Source organism: Streptomyces sp. NPDC057854 (assembly GCF_042797055.1).
Taxonomy (GTDB): Bacteria; Actinomycetota; Actinomycetes; order Streptomycetales; family Streptomycetaceae; genus Streptomyces.
The window spans coordinates 45,175-68,077 of the sequence record NZ_JBHVMF010000010.1; the positions used below are offsets into that span (position 1 = coordinate 45,175).

Here is a 22,903-nt window from a genome sequence, read left to right on the forward strand (position 1 = left end):
CGGCCCTTCTCGTGCCGCACGTCGAGGCAACACCCGTACGCGGCACGCCGTTTCGCGCTGCCCTGCTGCGGGCCCCTTCACGCCACTCGCCTGTCCTGCCGGGAGATACCGCCATGTCCGCACGCCCGAACACCGCCACCGCCGCCGCCGCCTCCTCCGTCACCGAGTCCGCCGACGCCTGCTGCACCGGCCCGCTGCCGGTCCTCGGCCGCGACGTCACCGTCCCGCTCGTCACCGGCGGCGAGGTCGCCTACGCCGCCCTCGACTACGCCGCCAGCGCCCCCGCCCTCCAGCGGGTCTGGGACGACGTCGCCGCCTACGCCCCGTACTACGGCAGCGTCCACCGCGGCGCCGGCTACCTCTCCCAGCTCTCCACCGACCTGTTCGAGCAGAGCCGCGCCACCGTCGCCGAGTTCCTCGGCTGCCGCGACGGCGACCAGGTCGTCTTCACCCGCTCCACCACCGACTCGCTCAACCTGCTCGCCCGGGTGATCCCCGCCGACTGCCAGGTCTTCGTCTTCGAGACCGAGCACCACGCCTCCCTGCTGCCGTGGCAGGACGCCCGGGTCACCTACCTCAACGCGCCCCGCACCCCGGCCCAGGCCGTCGAGACCCTGGAGCGCGCCCTCGCCGACCGCGACCCGTACGGTCCCGCCCTGGTCTGCGTCACCGGCGCCTCCAACGTCACCGGCGAGCTGTGGCCGGTCCGCGAACTGGCCGCCGCCGCCCACGCGCACGGCGCCCGGATCGTCCTCGACGCCGCTCAGCTCGCCCCCCACCACCCGGTGTCGGTGAAGGACCTCGACGTCGACTGGGTCGCCTTCTCCGGGCACAAGCTGTACGCGCCCTTCGGCTCCGGCGTCCTCGCCGGCCGCGCCGACTGGCTCCAGGCCGCCGAGCCGTACCTGGCCGGCGGCGGCGCCTCCCGCACCGTGGCCCGCCGGATCGACGGCGGCGTGGACGTGGAGTGGCACACCACCGCGGCCCGGCACGAGGCCGGATCGCCGAACGTCATCGGCGTCTACGCCATCGCCTCCGCCTGCAAGGCGCTCACCGAGGCCGGCTTCGACACGCTGGTCGCCCGCGAGCGGCACCTCATCGACACCGTCCGGGCCGGCCTCGCCGACGTCCCCGAGGTCCGCGTCCTCTCCCTCTTCGGCGACGACGCCCCGCGCGTCGGCGTCATCTCCTTCGTCGTCGACGGCTGGAACAGCTCGCACTTCGCCGCCGCCCTCTCTGCCGAGTACGGCATCGGCGTCCGCGACGGCCTCTTCTGCGCCCACCCGCTGGTCCGCACCCTGCTCGGCTCCGACCCGCAGGACCCGGGCGAGTGCGGCGCGCCCGAGGCGAACCCGGGGGAGAGGTCGCTCAACGCCATCCGCGTCAGCTTCGGCGCCGGCACGCCCGACGAGCACGTCGAGCGGTTCGTCGGCGCGGTGAAGGAGCTGGTCCGCGACGGCGCCCGGTGGACGTACCGCACCGAGGACGGCCGCTGCGTCCCCGACCGCGGCTGACCGCCCGGCCGGTCAGGCGGCCAGCCGGGTCCCCACCAGCACCATCCGCAGGGCTCGTTCGGCCGCGTCCGCAAGGAACTCGGCGCCCCGGTCCAGGGCTTCGGGCAGGGCCACCGGTGCGGGCAGGATCGAGCCGTACGCGTCGACCCCGGCCGCCCGCACCTCGTGCGCGCCGTGCCCCAGCGTCCCGGCCAGCGCCAGCACCGGTACCCCGTGCGCCTTGGCCCGGCGGGCCACCTCCGCCGGGATCTTGCCCCGCACGGTCTGCCCGTCCAGGGTGCCCTCCGCGGTGATCACCAGATCGGCGCGGGCCAGCCGGGCGTCCAGGTCGATCCGGTCGAGCAGCACCTCGAACCGGGGCAGCAGCCGGGCGCCGAGCGCGGCCAGACCCGCGCCGAGCCCGCCCGAGGCCCCGGACCCCGGGGCCGTACCCACCCCGGGGGGCGCGCCCAGGTCCCGTACGAGCAGGCCGGCCCAGCGGTCCAGGGCCGCGGCCAGCTCCTCGACCCGCTCCGGGCCCGCGCCCTTCTGCGGGCCGAAGACCCGGGCCACGCCCCGCTCGCCGGTGAGCACGTTGTACGGGTTGCAGGCCACCAGCAGTTCGGTGGCCGCGAGCCGGGGATCGAGTCCGGCCGGGTCGATCCGCGCGAGCCGCGTCAACGCGGCGCCACCCAGCGGGAGTTCGACTCCCTCGGCGTCCAGGAGCCGGGCGCCGAGGGCCTGGAGCGCACCCGCTCCGCCGTCCGAGGTGCCGGAGTCGCCGCAGCCGACGAGGATCCGGCGGGCTCCGGCGTCCAGCGCGGCCCGGATCAGCTCGCCCACCCCGTACGTGGTGGTGGCGCCCGGGTCGCGTCGGTCGGCCGGCACCAGCGAGAGGCCCGCGACGGCCGCCATCTCGACCACCGCGGAGGAGCGGTCGAGGAGCGCGAAGTGGGTCTCGACCGGGGTGCCGAGGGGGCCGGCCGCGACCCGGGGCAGCAGCCTGCCGCCGGTCGCGGCGGCCAGCGCCCGGGCGGTGCCCTCCCCGCCGTCGACCAGCGGTATCAGGTCGACGACGGCGTCCGGGCGGACCCGGCGCAGGCCCTCGGCGATGGCCTCGGCGGCCTCCGGCGCGGACAGGGACTCCTTGAAACCGCTGGGGGCGACGGCGATGTGCAGACTCACGGCTGGGACTCCAGGAGGACGGGCACGCCGAGCAGCGGCCAGACGAACAGGGCGAAGCAGAGCACCAGGACGGCGCTGAGCGGGGCGAGCACGGCGGAGAGCCGCAGCAGGTCGCGCGGGGTGAAGGAGGGCACGCCGTCCGGGGGTTCGGCGAAGAGGGCGACGGGTTTCGCGGAGGCGGGCAGCGTCTGGCAGAAGCCGGCGGCGGCGGTGGAGGCGAGCGCGGCGGCCACCGGGTTGACCCCGGCGCCGGCCGCCGCGGCCACCACCAGCGGCACCAGCACCGAGGAGCGGGCGGAGCGGGACTGGAGCACCAGGTGGGCGGCGGTGCTGACGGCGACGACGACGGCGAGGAACGCCCACGGCGGCACCCCGTCCGGCAGTCCGCCGACCAGCCACCCGGCCGCGCCGGACTCGGCCAGCGCCACGCCCATCGCCATGGTCGCGGCCATGAAGAGCAGCATCGGCCAGGGCACCGACCGCAGCCCGTCCTTCATCCGCACCGTGCCGAGCGCGGGGGACGAGGCCACCACCGCGCCGATCAGCGCGACCACCGCCGGCGACACCCCGTGCAGCGGCTCCGAGCACCAGAGCACCACCACGGTGCAGAGCAGCAGCAGACAGCGCTGCTCGGGCGGGGAGAGCGGCCCGGACACCGGGGTGGGGGAGTGTTCCTGGATCGCGGCGACGGTGATCCGCACCGGGGCGCGCCGGTCCTCCCGGCGGGTGGTGGTGAGGAGGACCGCCTCGGCGGCCAGGTGGGAGGAGACGACGGCGAGCGGCAGACCGAGGACCAGCCAGCGGGCGAAGCCCAGGGACTCGCCGGTCTGCTCCAGGAGCACGCCGACGGTGATGAGGTGGGCGCCGGCGCCGATCAGGGTGGCGACGGCCGACAGCAGGATGACGGTGGGGAAGAGCAGCGCCAGCATCACCACCAGCCGCCGCCGGTCCGCCAGCGCCTGGGCGAGGGCCAGGAAGACCGGCAGGGCCAGCGCGGCCCGCCCGGAGGTGGCGGGGACGGCGAAGGCGGTGACGACCAGCGCGGCGGTGGTGAGGTGCACCAGCCGGCGTACGCTGCCGGCGCCGGTGACGAGGAAGGCGGCGGCGCGGCCGGCGAGCCCGGTCCTGGTCACCGCGGCCGCGAGGACGAAGGCGCAGATCAGCAGCCAGACGGTGGCGTCGCCGAGGGTGGCGAAGAGGGTGTCGGCGCTGATCACGCCGGTGACGGTGAGGGCGAGTCCGGCGCCCAGCGCGATGTACGTGTCGTCGACGGGCGCGGCGATCCAGGCGCAGGTCGCGAGGGCGAAAACAGCCAGGGTCAGCCGGGCCTCGCCGCCGAGCCCGGGGGCGGTGCCGGGGACGGCGAGCACCGCGCAGACGCTGAGCGCGAGGCAGAGCCAGACGGTCTGGCGGAGGGAGAGGGTCACGGGAACCACCCTCCGGGCGGCCGGTGAGCCGTCGATGAGCCGTGGATGAAGGAGGCTTCACGCGGCGCCGGCCGGGCGCGTCACGGCATCCGGTAGCCCATGCCCCGGACCGTCTCCAGCCGTTCGGCGCCCAGCTTCTTGCGGAGCGCCCGGACGTAGACGTCCACGATGTTGGAGCCGGGGTCGAAGTCGTACCCCCAGACGTGGGAGAGGATCTGCTCCCGGGAGAGCACCTGTCCGGGGTGGCGCAGGAACAGGTCCAGCAGCACGAACTCACGGGCCGTCAGGTCCACCGTGCGGTCGCCGGCGCGGGCCCGACGGGTGCGCAGGTCCAGGCTCAGGTCGCCGCTGCGCAGCACGGTGACCTCGGGGGCGCGGGCGGCGGTGCGCAGCCGCAGCCGGATCCGGGCCAGCAGTTCCTCGAAGCGGAACGGCTTGGTCATCCAGTCGTCGGCGCCGCCCTCCAGGCCGGCCACCGTGTCCCGTACCGAGTCGCGGGCCGTCAGGACGAGGACGGGCAGGGTGGCCCGGGCCTCGCGCAGCTCCCGCAGGACGGTGAAGCCGTCCCGGCCGGGCAGTCCGATGTCCAGGACCATCAGGTCGAAGCCGCCGGTGAGCGCCCAGGCGAGCGCGGTGTCGCCGTCGGCGGCGACGGTGGTGGTGAAGCCGTTGGCCCGGAGGCCCTTCTCGACGAAGGAGGCGATGCGCTCCTCGTCCTCCGCGATCAGGACGCGGTTCATGGTCTCTCCTCTGCGGATCCTCTGCGGATTCTCTGAAGATCCTCTGCGACGCGAGGATCTTCATTCCTCGAAGACAAGTACGAAGGTGGCGCCGCCGCCCTCGGTCGGGCGCAGCTCCACCCGGCCGCCCCGGTGCCCCTCGGCGATCGCCCGGACGATGGCGAGCCCGAGCCCGGCGCCGCTGGTGCGGGCCCCGCGCCGGGCGGTGCCCCGCCGGAACCGCTCGAAGATCACCGCCGCGTCCTGCTCCTGCACGCCGGGGCCCCGGTCCGCCACGTACAGCTCGATCCGCCCGGCGGTGCTCCGCGAGCCGATCGCGATCCGCGCGCCCGGCACGGTGTGCTGGACGGCGTTCTGCGCGAGCTGCACCATCGCCTGGGTGATCCGCTGGGCGTCGAGCCGCGCCTCCCGGTCGGCCACCCCGTCGAGCACCCAGTCGCGGTCGCCCAGCGCCCGGGCCTTCACGAAGACGTCGGCGGTCAGCTCGCCGAGCTGCACCGGCTCGGTGCGCACGAAGTCCGGCCGCTCGGCCTTGGCGAGCAGCAGCAGGTCCTCCACGATCCGGCTCATCCGGTCCAGCTCGTCGGTGACGAGCCGGACGGTCTCGGCCCGTTCGGCCGGGTCGTCGCCCATCAGCTCCAGGTGCCCGCGGACGATGGTGATGGGGGTCCGCAGCTCGTGCCCGGCGTCGTCGACGAACTGCCGCTGGCCGGCGAAGGCCCGCTCCAGCCGGTCGAGCATCGCGTTGAAGGTCTCGGCGAGCGCGGCGATGTCGTCCTTGCCCTGCACCGGGATCCGCTGGGTGAGGTCCCGTTCGGTCAGTTCGGCGGCGGTCGTCCGCACCACCCGGACGGGGGCCAGGATGCGGCCCGCGACGACCCAGCCGATGCCGGTGGTCAGCAGCAGCGCCACCCCCGATATGGCGAGCAGGATCCGGAACGCCTCGTCGGCGATGGCCTGCTGCCGGTCGGCGTGGAAGGCGACGACGAACGCGGACGGCGGGCCGCCGGTCTCGATCGGCACCTTCGCCCACCGCACCTCGCCCCGCGCGCGGTCGAGCCGCCCCGAGGACTCCGGGGCGGCGGCGACGGCGTCGAGCGAGGGCCGGTCGCGGTGCAGCGGCAGCGGGCTCGGGATGTCCCGGGACTGCCGGACCACCCGCGGTCCGGGTCCGCCGGTGCCGACCAGGCCCAGCAGCTCCTCGTCCGGGTCGGAGTACTGCCGCTGGAGGAAGACCCGCAGCAGCGCCTCGGGGTCGGTGAAGCGCCGGCCGGTGTCCGGGTCGACGCCCTGCTCGACGAAGTTCGCGAACTCGCCGGTCTCCTGGGTGAGCAGCTGGTTGATGCGGTGGTCGGCGTCCCGCAGCAGCAGGGTGCGGGTCACCACGGCGACCGCGGCCAGCGCCACCGCCATGACCAGCAGCAGCCAGAGCAGGATGCGGACGCGGGCGGAGAGCCGGTGGTAGGTGCGCTTCACTCGTGATCGTCATCGTCGTCGTCGCCCGTGGCGGAGGGCCCGGGCACGACGGAGTCGGAGGGCGGCGGCGCCGACGGGGCCGTGGGGGCGGGCGGCGCGCCGGTGGGGGACGCCGGCGCGGTCTGTGCCGGTGCGGTCTGCGCGGGCGCGCCGGGCGTCGGCGCGGTCGGTCCGGTGGGCGTCGGCGGGGTGGAGAGGTGGACGGCGGGCGGGACCCGCGGCGCCTCCGGCTCGTCGGTCAGCGCGTAGCTGGTGGCCGCGATGCCGAGCGGGACGGCGACGACGGCGACGAGGCCGGCCATGCGGTGGGTGAAGGACATGGTCGCCAGGGTGGGACGCGCGGGCGCGCCCCCGCATGAAGCCCGGATGAGGATTCCTTCATCCGGGCGCCGGCGGGGACGGGGCTCAGGACTCCAGGCCGATGGCGAAGGCCGCTTCCAGGTCGTGCTGCGAGTACGTCCGGAAGGCGACGTGCGTGTCGGTGGCCTCGACGCCCGGGATCTTGCTGATCCGGCCGGGGATGACCTCGGCCAGGTCGTCGTGGCGCGGCACCCGGACCATCGCGATGAGGTCGTACGTACCGGTCACCGAGAAGACCTCGCTGACGTTCTCGAGCGCGGCGATCGACTCCGCGATCTCGGGGATGCGGTCCACGCTGGTCTTGATGAGGACGATCGCGGTGATCACGGCTGGCTGTCTCCCTCGGTCGCCGCTGCTGGGGTTTTCACTCTATCCCCACCCCGGAACCGCACCCAGGCGTAGAGGAAGCCGGCCGAGAAGCCCACCACGTGGGCCAGGTAGGCGACCCCCGGGCCCGCTCCCGCGGTCCGCGCGGCCAGCCACTGGATGGTGAACCAGAAGACCAGCACCGCCCAGGCCGGGAAGCGCAGCGGCAGGAAGAAGAGGAAGGGGAAGAGGCTGGTCACCCGGGAGCGGGGGAAGAGGAAGAGGAAGGCCCCGAGCACCGCGGAGATCGCCCCGGACGCCCCGACCAGGGTCTGCTCGCTGCCGGAGTGCGCCAGGGCGTAGCCGGACAGGGCCACGTAGCCGGTGCCCAGGTAGAAGAGGGCGAACTCGACGTGCCCCATCCGCTCCTCGGCCATCGCCCCGAAGACCCACAGGAAGAGCATGTTGCCGAGCAGATGGAGCCAGCCGCCGTGCACGAAGAGGGCGGTGAAGGGGGTGAGCAGGGCGCCCGGCTCGCCGCGCGTCAGCTCGGCCGGCACCACCCCCCACCGCCGGAAGTAGGCGCTCTGCGCCGCCAGCACCTCGTCCCCGGTGCCGTACGCCGGGTTCAGCCCGGAGACCGGGCTGACAATGAAGAGGAGACAGCAGGCGGCGATCAGTCCGTAGGTCACCGCGGGTCCGGTGCGGACGCCGCGCCAGGCGCCCAGGGCCGTGCCTCGCCAGTCGATCATGGACAGATCATGGCCCAGAACGGACGAAGGGGACAGAGTGCCTCGCCGGGCCGGGCGGCTCCCGTGAGGCCGTAGGGTTACGGGATCGAGCACCGCAGTCCGACGGCGCACCGCGGCTCCCGCACCTGGTACACCACGACAGGAAGAAGGACGGCAACCATGACGACGGTTCCCCTGCCGACCGACGAGACCCGCTGGCGCTGCACCCTCTGCGGCAACCTGACCCGCTTCGACGTGACGCGTTCGTCCAAGGTCGTCGAGTACGTCCATCTGGACCTGGCCGGGGAGCCCAAGGTCGAGGAGCGCGAGGTGCTCAGTGAGACCATCGAGTCGGTCCGCTGCCGCTGGTGCAACGCGGTGGACCAGATCGAGCTCGTGGACAGGCCGGGCGCGGAGTCCTGACGGACCGCGCCGACGACAGTAGGGGTGACGGATCGTGGAGCAGCCCGCGCACGGTGACGAACCGGCCGGCGCGGCGGCCGACGCTGCCGAGACGCTCGACCGTCCCCTGCCGGAGGGGGTACGGCGGCGGGTGATCGCGCTGGTCGCCGACGCCTTCGGCGGCCTGACCGTCGCCGAGCTGCCCGCCCCGCTGCGCCAGTACGCCCGCTTCACCGCCAGCCGGCGCGCCAAGTTCGCGGGGAACGCGATGGCCGCCGCGCTGGAGGGCGATCCGCTCTTCCGGCAGCGGATCGGCGAACGGTTCCGGCAGACCCAGCCCGAGCTGGCCGGCGCCGTCGAGACCGGCACCCCGCCGGCCGCCGCCGACCCCGTCGACGTGGCCGCCGCCGCGTACGTGCTCCGCCCGCCCGGCTGGGCCAAGCTGGTGGCCGCCGCCGGCGAGGAGGTCCAGCGGGCCGACGCCGAGCGCGCCGACGAGGCGGGCCGGCGCGAGCTGGAGCGGCTCCGCGAGGAACTGGCCGCCGCCCGGGAGCGGACCCGGGACGAGACCGAGCAGCTCCGGCACGACCTGGAGGCCGCCCGCAAGGAAGCCGAATCGCTTCACCGCAAACTGCGCAGCGCGCAGAGCGACGTGAAGCGGGGCGAGGCCGCGCTGCGCCGCGCCCAGGCGGAGATCGAGGCCGTCCGCGCCGAGGCGGCGGCCCAGGTGTCCGCGGCGGAGAGCGAGTCGCGGCGGCTGAGGGCCCGGCTCGGCGAGGTCGAGGCGGCCCTGGAGGCGAGCCGCCGGGCGGCCCGCGAGGGACGCTCGGTGGAGGACATGCGGCTGCGGCTGCTGCTCGACACCGTCCTCGACGCGGCCCAGGGGCTGCGCCGCGAACTGGCCCTGCCGCCGGTGTCGGTGCACCCCGCGGACACCGTGGACGCCGTGGAGCCGGGCCGGATGTCCGCGAAGGACCTCGCGGCCCGCGCGCTGTCGGAGACCGATCCGGCGCTGCTGGACCAGCTGTTGTCGCTGCCGCAGACCCATCTCGTCGTCGACGGCTACAACGTCACCAAGACCGGCTATCCGACGATGCCGCTGGAGAAGCAGCGGCTGCGGCTGCTCGGCGGGCTCTCCGCGCTCGCGGCCCGCTCCGGCGCCGAGGTCACCTGTGTCTTCGACGGGGCCGAGCTGGCCGCGCCGGTGCTGCTCGCGCCGCCGCGCGGGGTGCGGGTGCTGTTCTCCAAGCCCGGCGTCACGGCCGACGAGCTGATCCGCCAGCTGGTGCGGGCCGAACCGCCTGGCCGGCCGGTCGTGGTGGTCTCCACCGACCGCGAGGTCGCCGACGGCGTCGCGAAGGCCGGTGCCCGGCCGGTGGCGTCGGCTCTGCTCCTCAAGCGCCTTTCACGGCTCTCGTGATGACTCGCCCGGGACGCAACTCTTGTTTGGTATGCCCGATTTATGGATGGCGGATCGTCAAGTGCCGGTCACGGGCCGTGTGATGCGTGTAAATAAAGTGGTGCGTGAGCGAGTTTTTTGCCGTCGGGATTTGAACTGATCACAACTTGGTCACTAGGGTCGGGCCTCGAACCTCCACGCGGTTGATCACCCGTCCGGGCGATCCGTGGGGGAACCGCCTGCCCCTGACCGGCCGGGCGGCTCGAGGAAGAAGGAGCTCGCCTTCGTGGCGTCCCACCGTCGACCCAAGCAGCCGAGCCGCACCCGTGTGACCGTGCTCACCGCGACCGCGGCCGCCGCCGTCGCGTTCTCCGCCCAGACCGGAGCCCAGGCGGCCCCCAAGCCCAAGATCGACGAGGTCAAGTCCAAGGTCGACGACCTCTACCACGAGGCCGAGGAGGCCACGGAGCAGCACAGCCAGGCCGAGGAGCGCCGCGGCCAGCTGCAGAAGGAGATCGGCCAGATCCAGGACCGCGTGGCGCGCGGCCAGCAGGAGCTGAACACCCTCCGGGACCAGATCGGTTCGGTCGCCAGCGCCCAGTACCGCTCCGGCGGCATCGACCCGGCGCTCCAGCTCTTCCTCTCCTCGAACCCGGACGACTACCTCGACAAGGCGTCCGCCATCGGCCGGGTCACCGACCAGCAGGCCGACGTCCTCGCCACCATCCAGGACAAGCAGCGCGCCCTCGCCCAGGAGCGCGCCGAGGCGACCGCGAAGCTCGCCGACCTGGAGGACGTCCGCAAGACCCTCGGCGACAAGAAGAAGAAGATCCAGGGCAAGCTCGCGGAGGCCCGCAAGCTGCTCAACACCCTCACCGCCGAGGAGCGCGCCCGCATCCAGCAGGAGGAGCAGGAGCGCGCCGCGAAGGCCGAGCGCGCCTCCCGCGCCGCCGCCCCGCGCGTCGAGCTCGGCAACGAGGCCCCGGCCAGCGGCCTGGGCGCCGCCGCCCTCTCCGCCGCCGCCACCCAGCTCGGCAAGCCGTACCAGTCCGGTGCCGAGGGCCCGAACGCCTACGACTGCTCCGGTCTGACGCAGTGGGCCTACCGCCAGGCCGGCGTCCGCCTCTCCCGCGTCACCTACACCCAGCAGAACGACGGCACCAAGATCGGCCGCAGCCAGCTCAAGCCCGGCGACCTGGTCTTCTTCAACGGCCTGTCGCACGTGGGCCTGTACGCGGGCAACAACACGATCCTGCACGCCCCGAAGCCGGGCGCCGTGGTCCGCTACGAGTCGATGAACTACATGGGCACGTTCCAGTTCGGCGTCCGCATCGGCGGCTGACCCGCCCGGCCCGTGCCGCCCGAACGGGTGGTTCGCGGCGCCCCGAGCTGACCTGACGCCCCGCCGGTGACCTCGTGATCTCCGGCGGGGCGTCATTTTGTGTGCCCGGCGCCTTCGTTGGACGCGACCGGGGGAGCGGCTACTGTCTGCGGCGCCAGTCCGCACACGAGCCGAACGGAGAGCGCGAGCCGTGGCCTCCCACCGCCGACCCGCCCGGGTCACCGTCCTGACCGCAGCCGCCGCGGCCACCGCGGCGGCCTCCCTCGGCGCGGTCCCCGCGACCGCCGACCCGGGCGCCGGCACCGAGGCCACCCGCGCCAAGGTCGACCGCCTCTACGAGGAGGCCGAGCGCGCCGCCGAGGGCTTCAACCGGGCCGACGAGCGGGCCGACGCCCTCCGCCGCAAGGTGAGCCTGGCGCAGGACAGCCTCGCCCGCGGCCAGGAGCGCATCAACCGGATGCGGGGCGCGCTCGGCGCGCTCGCCGGCGCCCAGTACCGCTCCGGCGGCCTCGACCCCACCCTCGACCTGCTGCTCTCCTCCGACCCGGACAGCTACCTGAACCGGGCCTCCGTCCTCGACCGGGTCACCGCCCGGCAGACCGCCGCCCTCTCCGAGCTCCAGCAGGAGCGCCGCCGCCTCGACCAGGAGCGCGCCGAGGCCCGCATCGCCCTCGGCGAGCTGGAGCGCAGCCGCGCCGAGGTCGCCCGGCACAAGCGGTCGGTGGAGCGGAAGCTCGCCGAGGCCCGCCGGGTCCTCGCCTCCCTCACCGCCGCCGAGCGCGCCGACTACGAGCGGGCCTCCCGCTCCGGCGGGCGCTCCGGCGGCCCCGCCGAGGAACCGCCGCCCGCCGCCGACCTCGGCCCGGCGGACTCGCGCGGCGCCGCCGCCGTCATGGCCGCCCGCAGCGCCGTCGGCAAGCCGTACGTGTGGGGCGCGACCGGCCCCTCCGCCTTCGACTGCTCGGGGCTGATGGTCTGGGCGTACCGGCAGGCCGGGATCAGCCTGCCGCGCACCTCGGCCGCCCAGCGGCACGCCGGCCGGCAGGTGCCGCTGTCCCAGGCGCAGCCCGGCGACCTCGTCACGTACCGCGGCGACGCCAGCCACGTCGGCATCTACGCCGGGAACGGGCAGGTCATCCACGCCCCCTACCCGGGCGCGCGGGTCCGCTACGACCCCGTGAACATGATGTCCCACGTGACGGTGACCCGGCTCTGAGCGGGCCCTGAGCGGAGGGCGCCGCCGCTCCGGGAGGCGTGACCCCGTCACCCTTCCGTACGATCGGGGGCGTGGTGGAACAGGGGCGCGGCGCGCGACGGCCGGGGGGAGCGCTGCTCGCCCTGCTCCTCGCCCTCGCCGCGCTCGTCGGCTGCTCCACCGCCGCCCGGCCCGCCGACCCGGCGCTCCGCGAGGTCCAGGCCCTGCTCGACCGGCACGCGAAGGCGCTGCTGGCCCGCGACGAGACCGCCTGGCTCGCCGCCGCCGACCCCGCCCACCGGGCCGCCGCGCGGACCGAGTTCCGCCGGCTCGCCGAGGTCCCGCTGGCCGGCTGGAGCTACCGCGTGACCGGCGTCGACCGGACCGGCGAGGACCGGCTCACCGCCCGCGTCCAGCGCGGCCACCGCGTCGAGGGGTACGACCGGGGCCCGCAGGAGGCCGGCCGGGTCATGGAGCTCGTGGAGCGGGACGGGCGCTGGTACGTGGCCGGCGAGCGGCCCGCCGAGGGCGCCCCGGTGCGGCTCTGGGAGCAGGGCCCGGTCGCCTCGGTGCGCGGGGCCCGCTCGCTCGTCCTCGGCGTCGGACAGGACCGGGACCGGCTGGCGGAGATCGCCCGGCTCGCCGACCGGGCGGTGCCCGCCGTCGACGCGGTGTGGAGCGAGGAGTGGCCCGGGCGGGTCCTGGTCCTCGTCCCCGCCTCCCTCGACGCGATGGGCGGGCTGCTCGCGGTGGACGGCTCCCAGTACCGGGGGATAGCGGCCGTCACCACCGGCGAGACGGAGCGCCGGCCCACGTCGCCGGCGGACCGGGTGATCGTCAACCCGGACGCGTACGGCGTGCTCGGCTCCTTCGGCCGGGAGCTGATCCTCACCCACGAGACCGTCCACGTCGCCACCCGCGCCCACACCACGCCGTCCACGCCCGTCTGGCTCTCCGAGGGCTTCGCCGACTGGGTCGCCTACCGAGGCTCCGGCCGGACGCCCGCCCAGGGCGCCCCCGAGCTGCGGCGGGCCGTCCGGGCCGGGGAGCTGCCCGCCGCCCTCCCCGAGGACGGCGACTTCGCCTTCTCCGGCGACTCCGAGGCGCTGGCCCGCGCCTACGAGACCGGCTGGCTGGTCTGCGCGATGGTCGCCGACCGCTGGGGCGAGGACCGGCTGACCGCCCTCTACCGCGCGGTGGGCGCCCACCCGTCCCGCGACGGCGCGGTGGAGCACGCCCTCCGGGAGGTGCTGGACACCACCCCGGAGGAGTTCACCGCGGCCTGGCGGAGCTATCTGCGGGAGCGGCTGGGCTGAGCCGGCGCCGGTCAGGCCGAGCCGGTGAGGACCTTCTCGCGCTCCGGCTCGTCCTCGGGGACCGGGATGACCGTGCCGGCCCCGGTGACCGTGTGCTTCCACAGGATCCGGCAGGCCATCAGGGTCGCCGCGATCAGCAGGCCGTTGCGGAGGAACAGCACGCCGATGCCCAGCCAGTCGCTCTGCGTCACGTGCGAGAACCAGACCGGGAACTCGAACTGCGTCACCGCCGTCGCCCACAGGATCAGGTACGCGGGCGTCCGCATCCGGCTGGAGCGGTACACCAGGCAGACCGCGGCGAGGCCGACCAGCCAGATCATGTACTGGGGGGAGATCACCCGGCTCGTGGCGGTGAAGAGCAGCACCGCGACGAAGGCCGCGTCGGCGACCGTCGAGGAGGTGAAGCGGCGCGCCTTGAACCGCCACAGCAGCAGCCAGCCGAACGCGGCGACGGTCAGCGCCATCGCGCCCTTCGACACCCAGGAGACGTACGGGCCGAGGAACTCGATCGAGCCGTAGTTCATCCGCGCCTCGCCGTCCCAGCCGAAGTGCCGGGCCACGTGGAAGACCATCGCGCCCAGCGACTCCACCTCCGTGCCCCGCTCGCTCTGGAAGGAGAGGAAGGCCAGGCCGCCCGGCATCCACAGCATGCACAGGCCCAGCACACCGGCCGCCGCACCGGCCGCCACCGGCCAGGAGCGCCAGGTCGCCCGGCCCTTCGGGGTGCCCGCGAGGATCAGCGCCGGCCAGACCTTGAGGACCGCGCCGAAACCGGCCAGCGCGCCGAGCACCCGGGGGCTGCGGATCGCGGCGAGCAGCCCGGCGACGGCGACGGCGGTCACCATGATGTCGTAGCGGGCGTACGCCGTCGGGCCGAGCAGCGGCACCGCCGCCAGCCACAGCCAGGCGCCCCGCATCGACCGGCCCGGCCGGCCGCCCGTGTGCACCAGGAGCCCGAAGACGAGGGCGTCGCAGAGGAGGGCCAGCACGAAGAACGCGGACGCGTAGCCGAGGAACGGCAGCAGCGCCGGGGAGAGGATCGCGAGGGCGGCGGCCGGCGGGTACTGCCAGGTGACGTCGTCCTGCGGGTAGGTGCCGGTCTTCAGGACCTCGTACCAGCTCTGGTAGATCTGCTCCACGTCGCTGGTGACGTCCGGTCCCGGAACCACCACGATCTTGAAGACGCACACCAGGAGGATGATCCTGGTCAGTGCCCACAGGCCGAGCGGGAGGCGCAGCTCCCGCAGCCGCCCAGCCGTGCGCGAGCCGGTCCCCACTGCGCCCGTCATACCTGTCCTGTTCCTGTCCTGTCGGTCCGCTCGCGCGGAGGGGGGTGGTGCCGGGCGTAGGGTGCGATCGCGCGCCATCACGTACTGTCTGTCACGATGCACAAGACCCTGATCGTAACGAACGACTTCCCGCCGCGTCCCGGCGGAATCCAGGCGTTCCTGCACAACATGGCGCTGCGACTGGACCCCGACCGGCTCGTGGTCTACGCCTCCACGTGGAAGCGAGGCCGCGAAGGGGCGGAGGCCACCGCTCTGTTCGACGCCGAACAGCCTTTCACGGTTGTCCGGGACCGCACCACCATGCTGTTGCCCACACCACGGGTCACCGCCCGGGCGACCGCGCTGCTGCGCGAGCACGGCTGCGAGTCGGTGTGGTTCGGCGCCGCCGCGCCGCTCGGGCTGATGGGTCCCGCGCTGCGCAGGGCCGGGGCGAAGCGGCTGGTGGCGACCACCCACGGGCACGAGGCCGGCTGGGCGCAGCTGCCCGCCGCCCGGCAGCTGCTGCGGCGGATCGGCGAGGGCACCGACACCCTCACGTACCTCGGCGAGTACACCCGCTCCCGGATCGCCTCCGCCCTCACCCCGGCCGCCGCGGGCCGCATGACGCAGCTGCCGCCCGGCGTCGACGAGAAGACCTTCCACCCCGGCTCCGGCGGCGACGAGGTCCGGGCCCGGCTCGGCCTCACCGACCGCCCGGTCGTGGTCTGCGTCTCCCGGCTGGTGCCGCGCAAGGGCCAGGACACCCTGATCCGCGCCCTGCCGCGGATCCTGAAGCGGGTGCCGGACGCGGTGCTGCTGATCGTCGGCGGCGGCCCGTACGAGCAGGACCTGCGCCGGCTCGCCGCCGAGACCGGGGTCGCCGCCTCCGTCCGCTTCACCGGCGCCGTGCCCTGGTCGGAGCTCCCCGCCCACTACGGCGCCGGCGACGTCTTCGCCATGCCCTGCCGCACCCGGCGCGGCGGCCTCGACGTCGAAGGGCTCGGCATCGTCTACCTGGAGGCGTCCGCGACCGGCCTCCCGGTCGTCGCCGGCGACTCCGGCGGCGCCCCCGACGCCGTCCTCGACGGCGAGACCGGCTGGGTCGTCCGCGGCGAGTCCGCCGAGGACACCGCCGACCGCGTCACCACCCTGTTGCTCGACCCGGAGCTGCGCGCCCGCATGGGCGAGCGCGGCCGGGCCTGGGTGGAGGAGAAGTGGCGCTGGGACCTGCTGGCCGAGCGGCTCAGGGACCTGCTGTAGACACGGGTGAGGGGCCCGGCGCGGTCGCGCCGGGCCCCTCAGTCCGCCCTACTTGGCGTAGATCGCCTCGATCTCGTCCGCGAAGTCCTTCGCCACCACGTTCCGCTTCAGCTTCAGCGACGGGGTGATGTGGCCCGCCTCCTCGGTGAACTGGGAGGCCAGGATCCGGAACTTGCGGACCGACTCGGCCTTGGACACGGCCGCGTTCCCGTCGTCGATCGCCCGCTGCACCTCGGCCAGCAGCTCCGGGTCGTCGCGCAGCACGGCGGCGCCGGCGCCGGCCGGCTTGCCGTGCTCGCTCGCCCAGCGGCCCAGGAACTCCTCGTCCAGGGTGACCAGCGCGCCGACGAAAGGACGCCCGTCGCCGACCACCATGCACTCCGCCACCAGGGCGTGGGCGCGGATCCGGTCCTCGATGACCGCCGGGGCGACGTTCTTGCCGCCCGCCGTCACCAGGATCTCCTTCTTCCGGCCGGTGATCGCGAGGTAGCCGTCCTCGTCGAGGGTGCCGATGTCACCGGTGTGGAACCAGCCGTCCGCCAGCGCCTCGGCCGTCGCCGCCTCGTTGTTCCAGTAGCCGGTGAAGATGTGCTCGCCGTGCAGCAGCACCTCGCCGTCGTCCGCGATCCGCACCACCGACCCCGGCAGCGGCTGCCCGACCGTGCCGATCTTCGGCCGGTCCCACGGGTTGAAGGCGGTCGCCGCGCACGACTCCGTCAGGCCGTAGCCCTCCAGGACGGTGAAGCCGATGCCGCGGAAGAAGTGGCCGAGCCGCTCGCCCAGCGGCGCGCCGCCGGAGATCGCGTACTCGCCCCGGCCGCCGAGCACCGCCCGCAGCTTCGAGAAGACCAGCTTGTCGAACAGCTTGTGCTTGAGCCGCAGGCCCAGCGACGGGCCCTGCGGGGTGGCCAGCGCGCGGCTGTAGGCGATCGCCGTGTGCGCCGCCTTGTCGAAGATCTTGCCCTTGCCGTCCGCCTGCGCCTTGGCCCGCGCCGAGTTGTAGACCTTCTCGAAGACCCGCGGCACGCCCAGGATCAGCGTCGGGCGGAAGGACGCCAGCTCGTCGGTGAGGGTCTTGATGTCGGGGAGGCAGCCCAGCCGGATCGGGGCCATCACCGACGCCACCTCGATCAGCCGGCCGAAGACGTGCGCGGCCGGGAGGAAGAGCAGCACCGAGGAGTGCCCGGTGCGGAAGAGCGGCTTCAGGCGCTCCACCACGTTGCCGCACTCGGCGAAGAACGCCCGGTGGGTCAGCACGCAGCCCTTGGGGCGGCCCGTCGTGCCCGAGGTGTAGACGATGGTCGCCGGGTCGTCCGCGGTCGCCGCCGACATCCGCGCGTCCAGCGTCTCGTCGGAGACCTCCGCGCCGGTCTCGGTCAGCCGCGCGACCGCGCCGTCCTCGATCTGCCGGACGCCCTTGAGCGCGGGCAGCCCCGCGCGCACGGACTCCACGGACGCCTGGTGCGCCGCGGTCTCCACGATCGCCAGGGTGGCGCCCGAGTCGCCGAGGATCCACTGGATCTGCTCCGGCGAGCTGGTCTCGTACACCGGCACGGTGACGCCGCCCGCGCTCCAGATCGCGAAGTCGAGGAGCACCCACTCGTACCGGGTGCGGGAGAGCAGCGCGACGCGGTCGCCCACCTCGACCCCGGCGGCGATCAGGCCCTTGGCGACGCCGCGCACCTCGGCGAGGAAGTCCCTGGCCGTGACGTCGGTCCACCCGTCGCCCGCCTTGCGGCTCATCACGGCGACGTCTGGGTGCTGGGAGGCGTTGCGGCGGATGAGATCCGTCAGGTTGCCGTCCGAAGGGACCTCGTACAGGGCCGGAAGGCTGAACTCGCGCAAGACTGCTGCTCCTCATCGGGCTCCGGTGCCACGGCTCTGTGTGGATGCACCAGTGCGGTCCATGATCGGGCAGGTGCTCGGTGGGGGTGAGCACGACTGTGGACTGCCCGGACGTTACCCACCAGTACGTGGTTCCCGATAGGGGGTCCCGGCCAGATGTTCCGTGCGTCACACCGGCGTGACGCTGCTCTCCGCACAGTAATCCACAGCTTTCCCGACTCCCAAGTAACCGCAGGTCCGACCCCCTAAGGTGGGGCCCATGCGAGTCCACGTGGTCAGCGACGTGCACGGCAACACCGGCGCCCTCGCCCGGGCCGGCGACGGCGCCGACGCCCTCATATGCCTTGGCGACCTGGTCCTGTTCCTCGACTACGCCGACCACAGCCGGGGCATCTTCCCCGACCTCTTCGGCACGGCCAACGCCGACCTGATCGTCGAGCTGCGCACCGCCCGCCGCTTCGACGAGGCCCGCGACCTCGCCCGCCGCCTGTGGGACGGGCTGGACACGGACCGCGACACCGCCATCGAGGCCGCCGTCCGCCGCCAGTACGCCGAACTCTTCGCCGCCTTCCCCACCCCCACCTACGCCACCTACGGCAACGTCGACATCCCCGCCCTCTGGCCCGAGTACGCCCGCCCCGGCACCACCGTCCTCGACGGGCAGCGGATCGAGCTCGGCGGCCTCGTGTTCGGCTTCGTCGGCGGCGGCCTGCGCACCCCCATGCGGACCCCCTACGAGATCTCCGACGAGGAGTACGCCGCCAAGGTCGAGGCCCTCGGCGAGGTCGACGTCCTCTGCTCCCACATCCCGCCCGACGTCCCCGACCTCACCTACGACACCGTCGCCCGCCGCTTCGAACGCGGCAGCCGCGCCCTCCTCGACGCCCTCCACCGCACCCGCCCCCGCTACGCGCTCTTCGGCCACGTCCACCAGCCGCTCGCCCGCCGGATGCGGATCGGCGCCACCGAATGCGTCAACGTCGGGCACTTCGCGGCCACCGGCCGCCCCTTCGCCCTGGAGTGGTGACGGGGCGGCCGCGGGGGCGCGATAGCCTTCCGTCGGCACGTGTGTGCCCTTGGTACGTCCGCCGGACCGCACAGTGGAGGAGCCACCGCGATGGCCGAACACACCAGCTCGAGCATCACCATCGAGGCGGCGCCGGCCGACGTCATGGGCGTGATCGCCGACTTCGCCCGCTACCCCGACTGGACCGGTGAGGTCACCCAGGCCGAGGTGCTGTCCACCGACGACGCCGGCCGCGCCGAGAAGGTCCGGCTCGTCCTCGACGCCGGCGCCATCAAGGACGACCACACCCTCGCCTACACCTGGACCGGCGCCCACGAGGTCAGCTGGACCCTGGTCAAGTCCCAGATGCTGCGCTCCCTCGACGGCTCCTACCGGCTCACCCCGCTCGCCGGCGACCGCACCGAGGTCACCTACCAGCTCACCGTCGACGTCAAGATCCCCATGCTCGGCATGATCAAGCGCAAGGCCGAGAAGGTCATCATCGACCGCGCCCTCGCCGGCCTGAAGAAGCGCGTCGAATCCGGCGCCTGAGCCCCCGCGGGGCCGCGATAGCGTCACCCGCATGCGGATCATCCTCGTCACCGGAACCGGCGGCGCCGGGCGCACCACCATCGCCACGGCCACCGCCCTCGCCGAGGCCCGCGCCGGCCGCCGCGTGCTGCTCGTCCCGGCCGGCGCCGGCCCGGAGCACCCCGGCCCCGAGTCCGCCGCGGCCGCCGCCGGGCCCGGCACCCTCACCGTCCTGCGGCCCGACCCCGCCGGCGACTTCCGGCGCGAACTCCTCGCCCTCCAGGACCGCTCCGGGACCGTCCTCGACCTCCTCGGCGCCACCCCCTTCGAGGACGCCGAACTCACCGAGCCGCCCGGCAGCCGCGAGTTCGCCCTGCTCCGCGCCGTCCGCGAGGCCGCCGCCGGCGACCACGACCTCGCCGTCGTCGACCTGCCGCCGCTCCACGAGGCCCTGGCCGTCCTCGCCCTCCCCGCCCAGCTCCGCCGCTACCTGCGCCGCCTGCTGCCGCCCGAACGGCAGGCCGCCCGCGCGCTCCGCCCGATGCTCGCCCAGCTCGCCGGCGTCCCGATGCCCGCCCAGTGGCTGTACGACACCACCGCCCGCTGGGAGCGGGAGCTCGCCGCCGTCCAGACCGCCCTGGAGGCCCCCGCCACCACCGTCCGGCTCGTCCTCGAACCCGGCCCGGCCGCCGCCGCCACCCTCCGCGACGCCCGCCTCGGCCTCGCCGTCCAGGGCCTCGCCCTCGACGCCGTGATCGCCAACCGGCTGCTCCCCGCCGCCTCCGACGACCCCTGGCTCACCGCCCTCACCACCCAGCAGCACCGGCACCTGGAGACCCTCCGCGCCGAGGCCGGCGACCTCCTGCACGAACTGCCCCACCTCGGCCGCGACCCGCGCGGACCCGAGGACCTCGCCCCGCTCGCCGCCGTACGCCCCGGCCTGCCGCCCGTCCCCGCGCCCGCGCCGACCGTCGAGGACCGGCGCGCCGAGGACGGCGTCCTCGTCTGGCACCTCCCGCTGCCCGGCGCCGTCAAGGCGGAACTCTCCCTCGTCCGCAGGGGTGACGAACTCCTCCTCGGCGCGGGCCCCTTCCGCCGCGCCCTGCCCCTGCCGCCCGCCCTGCGCCGCTGCACCGTCACCGGCGCCGGCCTCGTCGACGGCGACCTCGCCATCCGCTTCGCCCCCGACCCCGGACTCTGGCCCGAGCCCTCCTGACCGGCGCCCCCGGCGTGTACCGTCGGAGGAAGGGAAGCGACGGAGGAGAGCGCCATGAGCAGCGACCACGACCCCTGGGCCGAGGCGTGCGCCGAGGACCTGGCGGCGGAGAAGGCCCGCCGCCGCGCCGAGCACGGCCAGGAACCCGGCTCGCCCGCCGAGGAGTTCCGCCGGCTCTTCGAGGCCGTCGCCGAGAAGCTGACCGGCGGACTCGGCGCCGCCGCCCCGCTGTTCGGCGGGCAGCAGGCCGCCGGAGCCGCCGCCCAGGCCGCCGAGACCGTCAAGGGACTCGTCAACCAGGCGAAGGCCGTCGTCGAGCCCGTCATCGAGCGCAACCCGCAGGTCTTCGACCACCTCGCCGCCGCCGGCGGCGAACTCCTCGCCGCCTACCGCTCGGCCGTCGAAGGCCACGAGACCCGCTGGACCCGGGGCCCCGGACCGGGCGCGGGCCTCGACGAGGACGACCCCCGCCGCGCCTCCGGCACCCCCCGCGAGACCGGCGCCGACGACCACGAGGACGACGGCGACGGCCCCGTCACCGGCCGCCCCATCGACCTGGACTGATCAGGACGGCCCCTCCCCTCGGGTACGGTGGGCCCTAGCGGGGCTCGACCGAATACTGAGGGACTTCATGGGACTCACCATCGGCGTCGACATCGGCGGCACGAAGATCGCGGCCGGCGTGGTCGACGAGGAGGGCAGCATCCTCGACACGCACACGGTGCCCACCCCGCCGACCCCCGAAGGCATCGTCGACGCCATCTGCGCGGCCGTCTCCGAGGCCGGCAAGGGCCACCAGATCGAGGCCGTCGGCATCGGCGCGGCCGGATACGTCGACGACAAGCGCGCCACTGTCCTCTTCGCGCCGAACATCGACTGGCGGCACGAGCCGCTCAAGGACAAGGTCGAGCAGCGCGTCGGCCTGCCCGTCGTCGTCGAGAACGACGCCAACGCCGCCGCCTGGGGCGAGTACCGCTTCGGCGCCGGCCAGGGCCACGAGGACGTCATCTGCATCACCCTCGGCACCGGCCTCGGCGGCGGCATCATCATCGGCAACAAGCTGCGCCGCGGACGCTTCGGCGTCGCCGCCGAGTTCGGCCACATCCGGGTCGTCCCCGACGGCCTGCTGTGCGGCTGCGGCAGCCAGGGCTGCTGGGAGCAGTACGCCTCCGGCCGCGCCCTCGTCCGGTACGCCCGGCAGCGCGCCGCCGCCACCCCCGAGAACGCCGAGGTCCTCCTGTCGCTCGGCGACGGCACCCCCGAGGGCGTCCAGGGCAAGCACGTCAGCGAGGCCGCCCGCGCCGGGGACCCGGTCGCCATCGACTCCTTCCGCGAGCTGGCCCGCTGGGCCGGCGCCGGCCTCGCCGACCTCGCCTCGCTCTTCGACCCGTCCGCCTTCATCGTCGGCGGCGGCGTCTCCGACGAGGGCGAACTCGTCCTCGACCCCATCCGGAAGTCCTTCCGGCGCTGGCTGATCGGCGGGCGCTACCGCCCGCACGCCCAGGTCCTCGCCGCCCAGCTCGGCAACAAGGCCGGCCTGGTCGGCGCCGCGGACCTCGCCCGCCAGGGCTGACCTCCGCACCGTCCGGGCCGATGCCCGCCGCGCCCCCTGGGGCGGGGCGGGCATCCCGCCTATGGTGGGCGGATGGCCCTCGACGCGACCGGCGCGCTGCCCGCCTCCCGTACCGAGCCCGACGGCTCGGCCGTGGTCCGGATCCTCAGCTACAACCTCCGCTCGATGCGCGACGACGAGGACGCCCTCGCCCGGGTGATCCGCGCCTGCGCGCCCGACGTCGTCCTCGCCCAGGAGGCGCCGCGCTTCTTCCGCTGGCGCAAGCACGCCGCCCGGCTCGCCGCCAAGAGCGAACTGGTCGTGCTCTCCGGCGGCGCCACCGCCGCCGGGCCGCTGCTGCTCTGCTCGCTGCGGGCCACCGTCGAACGCACCGAGGACGTGCTCCTGCCGCTCACCCCCGGCCTGCACCGGCGCGGCCTCGCCACCGCCGTCGTCCGTTTCGGCGCCGTCCGGCTCGGCCTCGTCAGCTGCCATCTGAGCCTGCGCGAGGACGAGCGGTACGCCCAGGCCGGCCTGGTCCTCGACCGGGTCGCCGCGCTGGACACCCCGTACACGATCGTCGCCGGCGACCTCAACGAGCGCCCCGGCGGCCCCGCCTTCACCCGGCTCGCCAAGAGTCTCCGCGACGGCTGGGAGGCGACCCCCCGGGGCGGCGAGCACACCTTCCCCGCCGCCGGTCCCCGCGCACGCGTCGACGCCGTCCTGGCCACGGACGGCGTCGAGTTCCTCGGCTGCGGCGTGCCCGCCGAACCGGACCCCGCGGACCTGGCCGCCGCCACCGACCACCTGCCGGTGCTGGCGGCGGTCAGGCTCCGCGCGCCCGCCGCCTGAG

The 22,903-nt window shown here is 74.7% G+C and carries 21 protein-coding genes and 1 pseudogene; 13 read left to right on the plus strand and 9 right to left on the minus strand.

All coding sequences use genetic code 11. The features are described 5' to 3' along the window. The first annotated feature begins 113 nt into the window (after positions 1 to 113). Positions 114 to 1,514, plus strand: a complete 1,401-nt coding sequence (locus tag ACFVQZ_RS16385; RefSeq protein WP_383623044.1) for an aminotransferase class V-fold PLP-dependent enzyme — start codon at positions 114 to 116, stop codon at positions 1,512 to 1,514. Here ACFVQZ_RS16385 and ACFVQZ_RS16390 read toward each other — a convergent pair. From ACFVQZ_RS16390 to ACFVQZ_RS16420, 7 genes and pseudogenes are all read right to left on the minus strand, one after another. Further along, positions 1,475 to 2,678: pseudogene (locus ACFVQZ_RS16390) on the minus strand (glycerate kinase); the annotation flags it as partial. The gene ACFVQZ_RS16385 and the pseudogene ACFVQZ_RS16390 sit on opposite strands and share 40 nt — an antisense overlap. Continuing rightward, on the minus strand, positions 2,675 to 4,105 hold the full coding sequence (locus ACFVQZ_RS16395) for an SLC13 family permease (protein ID WP_383623047.1): 1,431 nt from the start codon (positions 4,103 to 4,105) through the stop codon (positions 2,675 to 2,677). The pseudogene ACFVQZ_RS16390 and the gene ACFVQZ_RS16395, both read right to left, overlap by 4 nt. Before the next feature lie 80 nt (positions 4,106 to 4,185). After that, complete coding sequence (locus ACFVQZ_RS16400; protein WP_030497565.1) at positions 4,186 to 4,845, minus strand: response regulator transcription factor; 660 nt, start codon at positions 4,843 to 4,845, stop codon at positions 4,186 to 4,188. A 60-nt stretch (positions 4,846 to 4,905) separates the two neighbouring features. Beyond that, positions 4,906 to 6,258, minus strand: a complete 1,353-nt coding sequence (locus ACFVQZ_RS16405) for an ATP-binding protein (protein ID WP_030497566.1) — start codon at positions 6,256 to 6,258, stop codon at positions 4,906 to 4,908. Positions 6,259 to 6,317: 59 nt separating this feature from the next. After that, positions 6,318 to 6,641, minus strand: a complete 324-nt coding sequence (locus ACFVQZ_RS16410) for a small hydrophilic protein (protein WP_383623051.1) — start codon at positions 6,639 to 6,641, stop codon at positions 6,318 to 6,320. Positions 6,642 to 6,726: 85 nt separating this feature from the next. Next, positions 6,727 to 7,008, minus strand: coding sequence for an Lrp/AsnC family transcriptional regulator (locus tag ACFVQZ_RS16415; RefSeq protein WP_030497568.1), 282 nt, complete (start codon positions 7,006 to 7,008; stop codon positions 6,727 to 6,729). After that, on the minus strand, positions 7,005 to 7,739 hold the full coding sequence (locus tag ACFVQZ_RS16420) for a rhomboid family intramembrane serine protease (protein WP_030497569.1): 735 nt from the start codon (positions 7,737 to 7,739) through the stop codon (positions 7,005 to 7,007). The genes ACFVQZ_RS16415 and ACFVQZ_RS16420 overlap by 4 nt, the downstream gene beginning before the upstream one ends. Positions 7,740 to 7,898: 159 nt before the next feature. Between ACFVQZ_RS16420 and ACFVQZ_RS16425 the strand changes: the two genes are divergently transcribed. The 5 genes from ACFVQZ_RS16425 to ACFVQZ_RS16445 all read left to right on the plus strand — a co-directional run bounded on the left by ACFVQZ_RS16425 (position 7,899) and on the right by ACFVQZ_RS16445 (position 13,372). Beyond that, a complete protein-coding gene (locus ACFVQZ_RS16425; RefSeq protein WP_030497570.1) occupies positions 7,899 to 8,141 on the plus strand; it encodes a hypothetical protein in 243 nt (80 codons plus the stop codon). 34 nt (positions 8,142 to 8,175) lie between these two features. Then, the gene (locus ACFVQZ_RS16430; protein WP_030497571.1) at positions 8,176 to 9,540 is read left to right on the plus strand and encodes an NYN domain-containing protein; all 1,365 of its coding nucleotides are present in this window, start codon (positions 8,176 to 8,178) and stop codon (positions 9,538 to 9,540) included. A 265-nt stretch (positions 9,541 to 9,805) separates the two neighbouring features. Next, positions 9,806 to 10,861, plus strand: coding sequence for an NlpC/P60 family protein (locus tag ACFVQZ_RS16435; RefSeq protein WP_383623057.1), 1,056 nt, complete (start codon positions 9,806 to 9,808; stop codon positions 10,859 to 10,861). A gap of 190 nt (positions 10,862 to 11,051) precedes the next feature. Next, entirely contained in the window at positions 11,052 to 12,077 is a 1,026-nt protein-coding gene (locus ACFVQZ_RS16440) for a C40 family peptidase (RefSeq protein WP_030497573.1), read from the plus strand. A 71-nt stretch (positions 12,078 to 12,148) separates the two neighbouring features. After that, positions 12,149 to 13,372 (plus strand): hypothetical protein, encoded by a 1,224-nt coding sequence (locus ACFVQZ_RS16445; RefSeq protein WP_383623060.1) that lies wholly within the window; start codon positions 12,149 to 12,151, stop codon positions 13,370 to 13,372. Between the two features lie 11 nt (positions 13,373 to 13,383). Here ACFVQZ_RS16445 and ACFVQZ_RS16450 read toward each other — a convergent pair whose 3' ends face one another. Next, positions 13,384 to 14,661 carry a glycosyltransferase 87 family protein gene (locus tag ACFVQZ_RS16450; RefSeq protein WP_030497575.1) on the minus strand — a complete coding sequence of 426 codons (1,278 nt, stop codon included), beginning with the start codon at positions 14,659 to 14,661 and terminating at the stop codon, positions 13,384 to 13,386. Positions 14,662 to 14,757: 96 nt separating this feature from the next. Between ACFVQZ_RS16450 and ACFVQZ_RS16455 the strand changes: the two genes are divergently transcribed. Next, the gene (locus tag ACFVQZ_RS16455) at positions 14,758 to 15,900 is read left to right on the plus strand and encodes a glycosyltransferase family 4 protein (protein ID WP_030497576.1); all 1,143 of its coding nucleotides are present in this window, start codon (positions 14,758 to 14,760) and stop codon (positions 15,898 to 15,900) included. A gap of 48 nt (positions 15,901 to 15,948) precedes the next feature. On the opposite strand, the gene ACFVQZ_RS16460 is transcribed toward ACFVQZ_RS16455, so the two are convergent. Continuing rightward, entirely contained in the window at positions 15,949 to 17,745 is a 1,797-nt protein-coding gene (locus tag ACFVQZ_RS16460; RefSeq protein WP_030497577.1) for an AMP-dependent synthetase/ligase, read from the minus strand. A gap of 259 nt (positions 17,746 to 18,004) precedes the next feature. On the opposite strand from ACFVQZ_RS16460, the gene ACFVQZ_RS16465 reads away from it, so the two are divergent. From ACFVQZ_RS16465 to ACFVQZ_RS16490, 6 genes are all read left to right on the plus strand, one after another. Then, on the plus strand, positions 18,005 to 18,772 hold the full coding sequence (locus ACFVQZ_RS16465) for a metallophosphoesterase (RefSeq protein WP_383623064.1): 768 nt from the start codon (positions 18,005 to 18,007) through the stop codon (positions 18,770 to 18,772). Between the two features lie 90 nt (positions 18,773 to 18,862). Beyond that, positions 18,863 to 19,303 (plus strand): SRPBCC family protein, encoded by a 441-nt coding sequence (locus ACFVQZ_RS16470; protein WP_030497579.1) that lies wholly within the window; start codon positions 18,863 to 18,865, stop codon positions 19,301 to 19,303. Between the two features lie 31 nt (positions 19,304 to 19,334). Next, entirely contained in the window at positions 19,335 to 20,498 is a 1,164-nt protein-coding gene (locus ACFVQZ_RS16475; protein WP_030497580.1) for an ArsA-related P-loop ATPase, read from the plus strand. A gap of 54 nt (positions 20,499 to 20,552) precedes the next feature. Continuing rightward, positions 20,553 to 21,062 carry a DUF5304 domain-containing protein gene (locus ACFVQZ_RS16480; protein WP_383623068.1) on the plus strand — a complete coding sequence of 170 codons (510 nt, stop codon included), beginning with the start codon at positions 20,553 to 20,555 and terminating at the stop codon, positions 21,060 to 21,062. A 67-nt stretch (positions 21,063 to 21,129) separates the two neighbouring features. Then, positions 21,130 to 22,071 carry an ROK family glucokinase gene (locus ACFVQZ_RS16485; RefSeq protein ID WP_030497582.1) on the plus strand — a complete coding sequence of 314 codons (942 nt, stop codon included), beginning with the start codon at positions 21,130 to 21,132 and terminating at the stop codon, positions 22,069 to 22,071. A gap of 72 nt (positions 22,072 to 22,143) precedes the next feature. Then, positions 22,144 to 22,902 carry an endonuclease/exonuclease/phosphatase family protein gene (locus tag ACFVQZ_RS16490; RefSeq protein ID WP_030497583.1) on the plus strand — a complete coding sequence of 253 codons (759 nt, stop codon included), beginning with the start codon at positions 22,144 to 22,146 and terminating at the stop codon, positions 22,900 to 22,902. The last annotated feature ends 1 nt before the right edge of the window (position 22,903 follow it).